This is a genomic window from Micromonospora sp. URMC 105, assembly GCF_051386295.1.
Taxonomy (GTDB): domain Bacteria; phylum Actinomycetota; class Actinomycetes; order Mycobacteriales; family Micromonosporaceae; genus Micromonospora.
On record NZ_JBPQTL010000006.1, the window covers coordinates 39,649 to 52,148 of the forward strand.

Annotated in this window: 8 protein-coding genes; 7 read left to right on the forward strand and 1 reads right to left on the reverse strand. The window is 73.8% G+C overall.

The genetic code is table 11. The features are described 5' to 3' along the window. Positions 1-2: 2 nt before the first annotated feature. The 5 genes from ACSNN7_RS03855 (at position 3) to ACSNN7_RS03875 (ending at position 8,034) form a co-directional block, all read left to right on the forward strand. Positions 3-1,316, forward strand: a complete 1,314-nt coding sequence (locus ACSNN7_RS03855) for a homoserine dehydrogenase (RefSeq protein WP_436679243.1) — start codon at positions 3-5, stop codon at positions 1,314-1,316. Between the two features lie 106 nt (positions 1,317-1,422). Next, positions 1,423-2,472 (forward strand): threonine synthase, encoded by a 1,050-nt coding sequence (thrC, locus tag ACSNN7_RS03860; protein WP_436679155.1) that lies wholly within the window; start codon positions 1,423-1,425, stop codon positions 2,470-2,472. A 121-nt stretch (positions 2,473-2,593) separates the two neighbouring features. Beyond that, complete coding sequence (locus ACSNN7_RS03865) at positions 2,594-5,842, forward strand: efflux RND transporter permease subunit (protein WP_436679158.1); 3,249 nt, start codon at positions 2,594-2,596, stop codon at positions 5,840-5,842. An 84-nt stretch (positions 5,843-5,926) separates the two neighbouring features. Next, a complete protein-coding gene (locus ACSNN7_RS03870; RefSeq protein ID WP_436679160.1) occupies positions 5,927-6,766 on the forward strand; it encodes a polysaccharide deacetylase family protein in 840 nt (279 codons plus the stop codon). Between the two features lie 23 nt (positions 6,767-6,789). After that, positions 6,790-8,034: an MFS transporter gene (locus ACSNN7_RS03875; protein WP_436679162.1), complete on the forward strand. Its 1,245-nt coding sequence runs from the start codon at positions 6,790-6,792 to the stop codon at positions 8,032-8,034. A gap of 22 nt (positions 8,035-8,056) precedes the next feature. Here ACSNN7_RS03875 and ACSNN7_RS03880 read toward each other — a convergent pair whose 3' ends face one another. Beyond that, positions 8,057-8,419: a hypothetical protein gene (locus tag ACSNN7_RS03880; RefSeq protein ID WP_436679163.1), complete on the reverse strand. Its 363-nt coding sequence runs from the start codon at positions 8,417-8,419 to the stop codon at positions 8,057-8,059. 88 nt (positions 8,420-8,507) lie between these two features. On the opposite strand from ACSNN7_RS03880, the gene thrB reads away from it, so the two are divergent. Continuing rightward, on the forward strand, positions 8,508-9,452 hold the full coding sequence (thrB, locus tag ACSNN7_RS03885) for a homoserine kinase (RefSeq protein WP_436679164.1): 945 nt from the start codon (positions 8,508-8,510) through the stop codon (positions 9,450-9,452). A 296-nt stretch (positions 9,453-9,748) separates the two neighbouring features. Beyond that, positions 9,749-11,830 (forward strand): transcription termination factor Rho, encoded by a 2,082-nt coding sequence (gene rho, locus ACSNN7_RS03890; RefSeq protein ID WP_436679166.1) that lies wholly within the window; start codon positions 9,749-9,751, stop codon positions 11,828-11,830. Positions 11,831-12,500: the final 670 nt, after the last annotated feature.

The following is a 12,500-nucleotide window of genomic DNA, read 5'->3' on the forward strand; positions in this document are numbered from 1 at the left end:
CTGTGCGTTTGGCGCTGCTCGGCTGCGGGACCGTGGGCAGCGAGGTGGTCCGGTTGCTGCACGAGCAGTCGGCCGACCTCGCCGCCCGGATCGGCGCCCCGCTGGAGATCGCCGGCATCGCCGTACGCCGGGTCGGCCGGGACCGCGGCGACCTGCCGGTCGACCCGGCGCTGTTCACCACCGACCCGCTCGGGCTGATCAAGCGCGACGACGTGGACGTGGTGGTCGAGGTGGTCGGCGGCATCGAGCCGGCCCGCGGCTGGCTGGTCGAGGCGCTGCGGGCCGGCAAGAGCGTGGTCACCGCCAACAAGGCGCTGCTCGCCGAGGACGGCGCGAGCCTGCACGACGCGGCCGCCGAGGGCGGCGCCGACCTCTACTACGAGGCCGCGGTGGCCGGGGCGATCCCGCTGCTGCGCCCGCTGCGCGAGTCGCTGCACGGCGACCGGATCAACCGGGTCACCGGCATCGTCAACGGCACCACCAACTTCATCCTCTCCGCGATGGACGCCACCGGCGCCGGCTTCGCCGAGGCGCTGGAGGAGGCCACCGAGCTCGGGTACGCCGAGGCGGACCCGACCGCCGACGTGGAGGGCTTCGACGCCGCCGCCAAGGCCGCCATCCTCGCCTCGCTGGCGTTCCACACCCGGGTCACCGCGGCCGACGTGCACCGCGAGGGGATCACCGAGGTGACCGCCGCGGACGTGGCCAGCGCCAAGGCGATGGGTTGCACCATCAAGCTGCTCTGCATCGCGGCCCGGGGCGCGGACGCGCAGGGCCGGGAGACGGTCAGCGTGCGGGTGCACCCGGCGATGATCCCGCTGACCCACCCGCTGGCCGGCGTGGGCGACGCGTTCAACGCGGTCTTCGTCGAGGCGGAGGCGGCCGGGCAGCTGATGTTCTACGGCCGGGGCGCCGGTGGGGCACCGACCGCCAGCGCGGTCCTCGGTGACGTGGTGGCGGTGGCCCGCAACCGGCTCGCCGCGGCGCGGGCGGCCAGCGAGTCCGCGTACGCCGACCTGGCGGTGCGGCCGATGGGGGAGGCGCTGACCCGCTACCACATCAGCCTCGACGTGGCCGACCGTCCGGGTGTGCTGGAGGCGGTGGCCGGGGTGTTCGCCCGGCACGAGGTCTCCATCGCCACGGTGCGGCAGGGTCCGGCCGGCTCCGGGCCGGTCGGTCGGGGCTCCGGCGCCGAGCTGGTGATCGTCACCCACGTCGCGCCCGACGCGGCGCTCGCCGCGACCGTCCGCGAGCTGCGCGGGCTGGACATCGTCGGCTCGGTGACCAGCGTGCTGCGGGTGGAGGGCGGGCTGTAGGGCGTCCCGTCTGGTGGGTGGTGGCGGGTGCGCCGGTCGCCGCCCGGGCCGGCTGGTCCAGGCTTGAGGTACCCCCGGTGCGACGGGGCGAGGCGAGGAGAGCGACATGTGGCGGGGTCTGATCGAGACGTACCGGGACCGGCTGCCGGTCACCGACGCCACCCCCGTCGTCACCCTGCACGAGGGGAACACCCCGCTGCTGCCCGCGCCGGTGCTCTCCGCCCGGCTCGGCTGCGACGTCTACCTGAAGGTCGAGGGGGCCAACCCGACCGGCTCGTTCAAGGACCGCGGCATGACCGTCGCGGTGTCCAAGGCGGTCGAGGCGGGGGACAAGGCGATCATCTGCGCCTCCACCGGCAACACCAGCGCCTCCGCCGCGGCGTACGCGGCCCGTGCCGGGATCACCTGCGCCGTGCTGGTGCCGCAGGGCAAGATCGCGCTGGGCAAGCTGGCCCAGGCGCTGGTGCACGGGGCGAAGCTGCTCCAGGTGCAGGGCAACTTCGACGACTGCCTGTCGCTGGCCGCGAAGCTCGCCCAGGACTTCCCGGTGGCGCTGGTCAACTCGGTCAACCCGGACCGGCTGCACGGCCAGAAGACCGCCGCCTTCGAGATCGTCGAGGCGCTCGGCGACGCCCCGGACATCCACTGCCTGCCGGTGGGCAACGCGGGCAACATCTCGGCGTACTGGATGGGCTACGGCGAGGACCTGGCCGCCGGTAACGCCACCCGCACCCCGAAGATGTACGGCTTCCAGGCCGCCGGTGCCGCCCCGATCGTGACCGGTCAGGTGGTGCACGAGCCGGCGACGATCGCCACCGCCATCCGGATCGGCAACCCGGCGAGCTGGACCAAGGCCGTCGACGCCCGGGACGCCTCGCAGGGGCTGATCGCGGCGGTCACCGACCGGGAGATCCTGTCGGCGTACCGGCTGCTCGCCCGGGAGGTCGGGGTCTTCGTCGAGCTGGGCAGCGCGGCCAGCGTGGCCGGTCTGCTCCAGCAGGCCGCGGCCGGCCTGGTCCCGCCGGGCTCCACGGTCGTCTGCACGGTCACCGGGCACGGCCTCAAGGACCCGGAGTGGGCCATCTCCACCGCTCCGGCGCCGGTCACCATCGCCAACGACATCCTCGCCGCCGCCCGCTCCCTCGACCTCGCCTAACCCCCACCCCCACCCCGGTCCCCGGGCCTGCGCCGGTCCCCGGGCCTGTGTCGATCATGAAGTTGGCGGGTCGGGCACACTCTGGTCACCCCCTCGACCTCCTGCAGGAGTGAGTCCGCCGATGTCGCTGCTCGCCAGATCCAGCCTTGCCAACCGTGGACTGGTGGCCCTGATCGCGGTGGTGACCGCGGCGTTCGGGGCCTTCGCCGTACCGTCGCTCAAGCAGCAGTTGCTGCCGTCGCTGGAGTTCCCGGGGGCGTTCGTCGTCGCCGTCTACCCGGGCGCCGGGCCGGAGATCGTCGAGTCCCAGGTCACCGAGCCGATCGAGAACAGCCTCCAGGGCCTGACCGGACTGGAGAAGGTCACCTCCACCTCGCGCGAGGGCTCGGCGACCGTCTCGGTGCAGTTCGAGTTCGGCACCGACATCGACGACGCGGCCAACAAGATGCAGACCGCGCTGGGCCGGATCGACGCGCAGCTGCCCGAGGCGGTGGACCCGCAGGTCCTCACCGGCAGCACGGACGATCTGCCGGCGGTGGTGCTCGCCGCCAGCGGCGGCGGCGACGAGCGGGCGCTGGCCGAGAAGCTGCGCGGCACGGTCGTACCCGAGCTGGAGGGGATCGAGGGCGTCCGTACCGTCGAGGTGACCGGCACCCGCGACCAGGTCGTGACGATCACTCCTGACCCGGCGAAGTTCGCCGCCGCGAAGCTCGCCCCGACCGCGATCGCGGCGGCGCTGAAGACCAACGGCGTCTCCGTGCCCGCCGGCGCGGTCACCGACGGCACCCGGGCGCTCCCGGTGCAGGTCGGCACGCCGATCACCACCCTGGACGACCTGCGCGGCATCGTGCTCACCCCGACCGCGCCGAAGGCCCTGCCGGTACGCCTCGGCGACGTCGCGGCCGTGCAGCAGCAGCTCGCCCCGGCCACCGCGATCACCCGCACCAACGGCATCGAGAGCCTGGGCATCCAGGTCACCGCCGCGCCGGACGGCAACGCCGTACGCATCTCGCACGAGATCCGCGACCGGCTCGACGACCTGCGCTCGGCCTCCGGCGCCGAGCTGACCGTCGTCTTCGACCAGGCGCCGTTCGTCGAGAAGTCCATCGAGAGCCTGACCACCGAGGGCCTGCTCGGCCTGCTGATGGCCGTCGTGGTGATCCTGGTCTTCCTGCTGTCGGTGCGCTCCACCCTGGTCACCGCGGTCTCCATCCCGCTGTCGGTGGTGGTGGCGCTGATCGCGCTCTGGGTCGGCGACTACTCGCTCAACCTGCTCACCCTCGGCGCGCTCACCATCGCCGTCGGCCGGGTGGTGGACGACTCGATCGTGGTGCTGGAGAACATCAAACGCCACCTGGAGTACGGCGAACCCAAGCACCAGGCGATCGTCGCCGCGGTCCGCGAGGTGGCCGGCGCGGTCACCGCGTCCACCCTCACCACGGTCGCCGTGTTCGCCCCGATCGCGCTGGTCGGCGGTTTCGTCGGGCAGCTCTTCGCGCCGTTCGCGATCACCGTGACGGTGGCCCTGCTCGCCTCCCTGCTGGTCTCGCTGACCGTGATCCCGGTGCTGGCGTACTGGTTCCTGACGCCGCGCCGGGCCGGCGCGGACGACGAGGCGCTGCGCCGGGCCGCGGAGTCCAAGGAGCTGCGCAGCCCGTTGCAGCGGGCGTACCTGCCGGCGATCGGGTTCGCCACCCGCACCCGCAGGACCCGCTGGATCACCGTCGCGGTGGGGCTGCTGGTGCTCTTCGGCACGTTCGGCCTCGCCCAGAAGCTGGAGACCAACTTCCTGGACGACTCCGGCCAGGACACCTTGAACATCACCCAGGAGCTGCCGGCGGGTGCCGGGCTGGCCGCCACCGACCAGGCGGCCCGCCGGGTCGAGGAGGTGCTCGGGCGGACCGAGGGCGTCGAGACGTACCAGGTCACCGCGGGCGGCAGCGACCAGCCGTGGCTGGGCGGCGGGGGCAACAACGTCGCCCGCTGGTCGGTGGCGCTGGGCGGCGACACCGACGCCAAGGAGATGAAGGAGATCCTGCGGGAGAAGTTCGCCGCCCTCGGTCCCGAGGCCGGCGAGCTCACCTTCGGCCAGGGCCAGGGTGACCAGCTCGAACTGGTCGTCCAGGCGGCGGACCAGGAGACGCTGGCCCGCGCGGCCGAGGAGGCCCGCACGGCGATGGCCGGTACGCCGGGCGTCGAGGACGTCTCCACCAGCCTGGCGGCGCGGGTGCCGCGGGTCGACGTCACCGTCGACCGGCTCACCGCGGCCCGGGCCGGGCTCAGCGAGGCGGCAGTCGGACAGTTGGTGTCGCAGGCGTACCGGGGCGCCCCGCTGGGGCGGGTGACGCTGGACGGCGGTCAGCAGGACGTGGTGCTGCGCACCTCGGCCACCCCGCCGACGACGGTGGAGCAGTTGCGCGCCCTGCCGATCGGTCCGGTCAAGCTGGACGACGTCGCGGACGTCGCGCAGGGTGAGGGACCGCAGCAGATCACCCGGATCGACGGCGAGCGCACTGTTTCCGTGACCGGTACCGCCACCGGCTCCAACCTGGGGGCGACCACCAAGGAGCTGCGCAAGCGGGTCGCCGACATCGACGTGCCCGGCGCGACGGTGACCGTCGGCGGCGCCAGCGCCGAGCAGGAGGAGGCCTTCGGCGACCTGGGCCTGGCGGTGCTGGCCGCGATCGCGATCGTCTTCCTGATCATGGTGGCGACCTTCCGCAGCATCACCCAGGCGCTGATCCTGCTGATCTCGATCCCGTTCGCCGCGACCGGCGCGATCGGCCTGCTGCTGGCGACCGGTACCCCGTTGGGCGTGCCGGCGCTGATCGGCGTACTCATGCTGGTCGGCATCGTGGTGACCAACGCGATCGTGCTGCTGGACCTGATCAACCAGTACCGGGCGCAAGGGATGGGCGTCACCGAGGCGGTCGTCGAGGGCGGCCGGCGGCGGCTGCGCCCGATCCTGATGACCGCGGTCGCCACCATCTTCGCGTTGCTGCCGATGGCCCTCGGGCTCACCGGCGAGGGCGGCTTCATCTCCCAGCCGCTGGCCGTGGTGGTGATCGGCGGCCTGCTCAGCTCGACGCTGCTGACCCTGGTGCTGGTGCCGACGCTCTACACCATGGTCGAGCGCACCAAGGAGTCGCTGCGGGCCCGCCGGGCCCGCCGCTCCGGCGGCCCGGCCCCGGCCGAGCCGGCCGCGGAGGAGGTCGAGGCACCGGTCCCGGTGACCGCCGGGGGTACCCGGACCGCCGAGCCGGCCACCCACCCGGCCCCCTCGGCCGCGCTGCTCGACGGCACCGACCAGTTCGAGGTGCTGCGGCTGCCGAAGAGCCGGCGCTCGCCGCTGCCCCCGACCGACGAGTAGCCCCACCCGCGCAGCGCCGCGGGGGAACGGTCCGGCGGCGTTGCGCCGGTCTTCTACCGTCGGTTGTCGATCATCCACTGTGGGGTGACCACACGGGCGGGGGCCGGCATGGCGAGCGGGGACGGCGGGGGATGGGGACGGCGCGCGGTGCTGCGCCGCGGCGCGCTGCTGGCCGGTGGCACCGCGGTCGGCGCGGCCGGGATGGCCGAGACGGCCTTCATCGCCGACCGGCGGCTGCCGCTCGCCGGTGGGCCGGCCAGCGCCACCGTGGGCAGCCGGCGGCAGCAGGTCGGTGCCGGTGCGCTGGAGGTGGTGTGGCACGTCCCCACCGGTGGTGGTCGGCTGGTGGCGCTCACCTTCGACGACGGCCCGCTGCCTCAGTGGACGCCGATGGTGCTGGACACCCTCGACGAGCACGACGTGCCGGCCACCTTCTTCCTGGTCGGTGAGCGGGTCCGTCGGCACGCCGGCCTGATCCGCGACCGCCTCGGTCGGCACGAGGTGGGCAACCACAGCTGGCGGCACCGGGACCTGGCCCGGATGGACGCCGCCGAGGTGCACGACGACCTGCGCCGCTGCCACGACGCCGTCGCCGACGTCACCGGCCGCGCGCCACGGGTGGTCCGCCCGCCGTACGGGCACCTCGGCGGTGCGCTCCTGCACGCCGCCGTACGCCTCGACTACCGCCTGGTGCTCTGGTCGCTGCAGATGGTCGAGAGCGAGTACCCGGACGACCCGGCCGGGCACGCCCGGCGCATCGTGGCCGACGTCGTGCCGGGCACCATCCTGCTCGCCCACGACGTGGGGGCGGAGCGCCGACTGGTGGCGCTGCGCGGCCTGCCCGCACTGATCGCCGGGCTGCGGGGCCGCGGCTACACCTTCGTCACCGTCTCCCAGCTGTTGCAACGCAGCGCCGAGGTCTGAGTGGCCGGGTAAGGTTCGGGCACGTGTCGCCCACCTTCTCGGTCCTCGCTCGCAACCGCAACTTCCGCAATCTCTTCCTCGCCGAGCTGGTGGTCTTCGGTGCCGACTGGTTCGTCATGGTGCCCCTGCTGGTGCTGCTGCCGCAGCTGACCGGCAGTGGCGTCTGGGGGGCGCTGGTGCTCGCCCTGGACACCGGGGTCGTCGCGCTGCTGCTGCCGTACACCGGGACCATCGCGGACCGCTTCGACCGCAAGAAGATCATGATGGTGGCAAACGTGGCCGCCCTGCTCGGGGTGCTGCTCCTGCTCGGCGTGCGCAGCGCCGGCACCGCCTGGCTGGCCATGCTGGGCATCGCGGTGGTGGCGGTGGCCAAGGCGTTCTACTCACCCGCCGCCCAGGCCGCCCTGCCCAACGTGCTCGACCCGGACGAGCTGGCCGCCGGAAACGCGATCGCCGGCTCCGCCTGGGGCACGATGACCGTGGTCGGGGCCTCGCTCGGCGGCGTGCTGAGCGCCGCCGCCGGGCCGTACGCCTGCTTCTGGGTGGCGGCGGTCGGCCTGGCGCTGGCCGCGGGCCTGGCCGCGCGGATCCGCCGCCCCCTGCAGGCGCCCCGCCACGCCGATCGGCCCACGCCGCGCACCTGGGCGGCGATCCGCGAGGCGCTGGGCTACATCGGGCACCGGCCCCGGGTGCTGGCGCTGGTCACGGTGAAGTCGGCGGTCGGGCTCGGCAACGGCGTGCTGACCGTCTTTCCGCTGCTCGCCGGCGTGTACGGCGTGGGAGCGGTCGGTGCGGGCCTGCTCTTCGCGTTCCGGGGCGCGGGGGCGCTGGTCGGGCCGATCCTGATGCGCCGGGTACTCACCAACCGGGCCTGGCTGCTGCCCGGCCTGGCCCTGTCGATGTCCCTGTACGGCCTGGCCTACCTGGGCGCCTCGGTGGTTGGCTGGTTCCCGCTGGTGCTGGTCCTGGTCTTCGTCGCGCACTTCGGTGGCGGCAGCAACTGGGTGCTGTCGAACTTCGCCCTGCAGGGCGAGGTGCCGGACCGGCTGCGCGGCCGGGTCTTCGCCACCGACATGATGCTGGCGACGCTGGCCATCTCGGTCAGCCAGCTGGTGGTGGCCTCGGTGGTGGACGTGGTGAACGAGCGGGTGGTGCTCGCCGGCTGCGGCCTGGTCACGCTGGTCTACGCGGTGGGCTGGCGGATCGCCACCCGTCGCCTCTCGCTCTCCGACCCGGTCACGGAGGCGACGCCCGCGTCCGCCTCCTGACCGCCGACGGGCGTTCGGCGGATCAGGTCCGGTCGGGTGTGGCCGGCGGCGCGGGGAGGTCGGTCGTCCCCCACTGGGTGGCGGCGGGCGCCTGCGGGGCGGGGCCCGGGTGGCCCGGGTCGTCGCCGGCAGCCGGCGGCGTCCAGCCCGCCCAGTCGACGGCGGGCGCGGCGACCGGCCGGCCGGCGAACACCGCGGCGACGAGCAGGCCGATCCCGATCGGATATCCGATCGCCAACAGCACTCCGACGGCGAGGCTGAACAGCTGATACTGGCGGTACCCGCCGGCACCGTTCCAGCGGAGGTCGAACAGGTGCGGCAGAGCCACGTTCCAGGCCAGCGCGATCAGGCTGACCACCAGCAGCACCGCGACGCCCGACATCATCAGCGCCCGGGCAGGCTAGCGGAAATGATCTGTTCCCACGGTCCGGGCGGAACCCCGCCACGTCGGTGCCGGGCCCTAGCATGAGCCGGTGCCGTTGACTTTCGCCTCCGGGCCGGTGCGGGTCCGGGTCCCCGCCACCAGCGCCAACCTGGGTCCGGGCTTCGACGCGCTGGGCCTCGCCCTCGGGCTGCACGACGACGTGGCCGCCGAGGTGACCTCGTCCGGTGTGCGGGTGGCGGTCACCGGCGAGGGCGCCGGTGAGCTGCCGGAGGACGACCGGCACCTGGTGGCCCGGGCCATGCGCGCCACCTTCGACGTGCTCGGCGGGCAGCCCCGGGGGCTGGCGCTGGAGTGCGTCAACCGGATCCCGCAGGCCCGGGGCCTGGGCTCCTCGTCGGCGGCGATCGTCGCCGGGGTGCTGCTGGCCCGCGCGCTGGTCACCGACGGGCCCGAGCGGCTCGACGACGACGGGGTGCTCCGGCTGACCGCCGAGATCGAGGGCCACCCCGACAACGTGGCTCCCTGCCTGCTGGGCGGCTTCACGGTGGCCTGGACGGAGCCCGGCGGTGCCCGGGCCGTGTCGCTGCCCGTCGCCGACGGGGTACGGCCCACCGTCTTCGTCCCGGCCGAACGCGGGCTGACCGCGACCGCCCGCGCGGCACTACCGGCGACCGTCCCGCACGCCGACGCCGCACAGAACGCCGGTCGGGCGGCGCTGCTGGTGCACGCCCTGACCGCCGAGCCGGGGCTGCTGCTGCCGGCGACCGTCGACCGGCTGCACCAGGACTACCGCGCACCGGGGATGCCGGGGACGGCCGCCCTGGTCAGCGCGTTGCGTGCGGCGGATGTGGCGGCTGTGGTGAGTGGTGCGGGGCCGACCGTACTGGCGCTGAGCGAGCCGCCGACCGGCTTCGACGCGGGAACAGACTGGCAGGTCTGGCGGTTGTCGGTAGAGGCGCGCGGAGCAACGCTTGTCCGGGGTAGACTGGGACACGCCGAGCGGGACCCTGTTGCCGCAGGTCGGAAGAGTTGATTACGCTCTAGACTTAGCACAGCCGCGAAGCATGCGATCTTCCTGCGGGTCGGCGCACCCCCGAAGCTCTCGGCGGTAAGCCCGTCACCCCTGCCAAGGCCCACGCCGCACCGCAGTTTCCACAGGTCGCCGCAGGCGGCGAGACCTGCTCACCGATGGTGGTGAGTCGGGAAACCACCAGCTGCTGTGCCACAGACTCCCGCGACGCGTCAATGCGAGGCGGGTGCACCGAGGCCGCCCGGCCACCTGAGCTTGTCGACTCCGGGCAGTCCCGGCCTATCGAGGGAAGGAATCCATTGAGCGACACCACCGACGTGACGTCGGATGTTTCCAACGTCGCTGGCGATGCCACCACCGCCGCCCCCGCCCGCCGTCGGCGCAGCGGCACCGGTCTGTCAGCGATGCTGCTGCCGGAGCTGCAGAGCCTGGCCGCGTCGCTCGGCATCTCCGGGACGGCGCGGATGCGTAAGGGCGAGCTGATCAGCGCGATCACCGAGCGGCAGCAGGGCGGCTCCGCCGCCGGCACCCCTCGACCGCGGGCCGAGGTCGCGGCCGCCGCCGCCCCCGCCCGGGAAGAGGTGCACGCCGAGGTTCGCGAGGCCGCCGAGCAGGCTCCGGCCGCTCCGGCCACCACGGGTGAGGCCGAGGGACGTACCCGGACCCGCCGCAGCCGGGCCGCCGCCGAGAGCCGTCCCGCCGAGGGCCGTGCCGCCGAGGCGCGGACCGAGGAGGCCGCTCCCGCCGAGACCGGCGAGCGTGGCGAGGGCCGTGGCCGGGACCGGGCCGAGCGCACCGAGCGCGGTGACCGGGCCGAGCGCGGTGACCGGGCCGAGCGTGGCGAGCGGGCCGAGCGCGGTGACCGGGCCGAGCGTGGCGACCGGGCCGAGCGTGGCGAGCGCACCGACCGGGGCGAGCGGGCTGACCGTGGCGACCGGGCCGAGCGCGGCGAGCGCACCGACCGGGGCGAGCGGGCTGACCGTGGCGACCGGGCCGAGCGCGGCGAGCGCACCGACCGCGGCGAGCGGGCCGAGCGCGACCGCACCGACCGGGGCGACCGCAACGACCGCGGTGGCGACCGGGCCCAGCGCGACAACGACACCGACGAGGACGGCGAGGGCGGCGGCCGGCGCGGCCGGCGCAGCCGGTTCCGTGACCGCCGGCGTGGCCGGGGCGAGCGGGCCGAGGGCGGCGACGGTGGCCGCGAGGGCGGTCGCGAGGGCGGTCGCGAGCCGCAGGTCAGCGAGGACGACGTGCTCGTCCCGGTGGCCGGCATCGTCGACATCCTCGACAACTACGCCTTCGTCCGGACCACCGGCTACCTGGCCGGCCCGAACGACGTCTACGTCTCGATGTCCCAGATCAAGAAGTACGGGCTGCGCCGCGGTGACGCGATCACCGGTGCGGTGCGGGCCGCCCGCGACGGTGAGCAGCGCCGGGACAAGTACAACCCGCTGGTCCGGCTGGACACCATCAACGGCATGGAGCTGGACGAGGCCAAGCGTCGTCCCGAGTTCTACAAGCTCACTCCGCTGTACCCGCAGGAGCGGCTGCGGCTGGAGACCGAGCCGCACATCCTCACCACCCGGGTGATCGACCTGGTCATGCCGATCGGCAAGGGGCAGCGGGCGCTGATCGTGTCGCCGCCGAAGGCCGGTAAGACCATGGTGCTGCAGGCGATCGCGAACGCGATCACGCACAACAACCCGGAGTGCCACCTGATGGTGGTGCTGGTGGACGAGCGGCCCGAAGAGGTCACCGACATGCAGCGCACGGTCAAGGGCGAGGTCATCGCGGCCACGTTCGACCGTCCGCCGCAGGACCACACCACGGTGGCCGAGCTGGCAATCGAGCGGGCCAAGCGCCTGGTCGAGCTGGGGCACGACGTGGTCGTGCTGCTCGACTCGGTGACCCGGCTCGGCCGGTCGTACAACCTGGCGGCGCCGGCCAGCGGCCGGATCATGTCGGGTGGTATCGACTCCACCGCGCTCTACCCGCCGAAGCGCTTCCTCGGCGCGGCCCGCAACATCGAGAACGGCGGCTCGCTGACCATCCTCGCCACCGCGCTGGTGGAGACCGGGTCCATGGCGGACACGGTCATCTTCGAGGAGTTCAAGGGCACCGGTAACGCGGAGCTGAAGCTGGACCGGAAGATCGCCGACAAGCGGACCTTCCCGGCCGTCGACGTCAGCGCCTCCAGCACCCGCAAGGAGGAGATCCTGCTCTCGCCGGAGGAGCTGGCCATCATCCACAAGCTCCGCAAGGTCCTGCACTCGCTGGACTCGCAGGCGGCGCTGGACCTGCTGCTGGACCGGCTCAAGAAGTCCCGTACCAACATCGAGTTCCTGATGCAGATCGCCAAGTCGACGCCGGGGGAGTGACCTCACCCGGGTGAGACCCGCGAAGGGCACGGCCGCGACGGCCGTGCCCTTCGTCGTTCCCGGGGCGGGCGAACCGTCTGGAATTTTCCTTCAGTTCGGCCGCCAGGTATTGAAACTTCTGTGCACGGCCGGGTTGACTGTCGTCCATGCGTACCCGCAGTCGATCTGCCCGTCTCTCCGGCGTCCTGCTGCTGACGCCGCTGCTCGCACTCGCCGGGACCGGGCCGGCGACCGCCGCGCCGCCCGCCGTCGGCACCACCGTCGAGGACGCGCCGCACGCCTCGTCGTACCCGGCCTCCTCGGTGGCGCTCGCCCCGACCGGCGTCGCGCCGGCCGCCGGGCTCCAGACCGCCCGGGCCACCCGTCCGGTCGCGCCGGGGCTCGACCTCACCTCCTTCGACCGGTACGACGCCGCCGGCTGGCTGCGCGCCGACGCGCTCACCGCCGACCTCACCGGCGGGCTGACGGTCGACTACGTCAACTCCGGGGAGGTGGCCCGGGCCGAGCCGCTGCGGGGCGCGGTCGACCGGTCCCGGGCCGTCGCCGCGGTCAACGGCGACTTCTTCGACATCAACAACTCCGGCGCGGCGCAGGGCGTCGGCATCCGCGACGGTGAGCTGATCCAGTCCCCGGTCGCCGGCCACCCCAACGCGGCCGCGATCACCGGCGA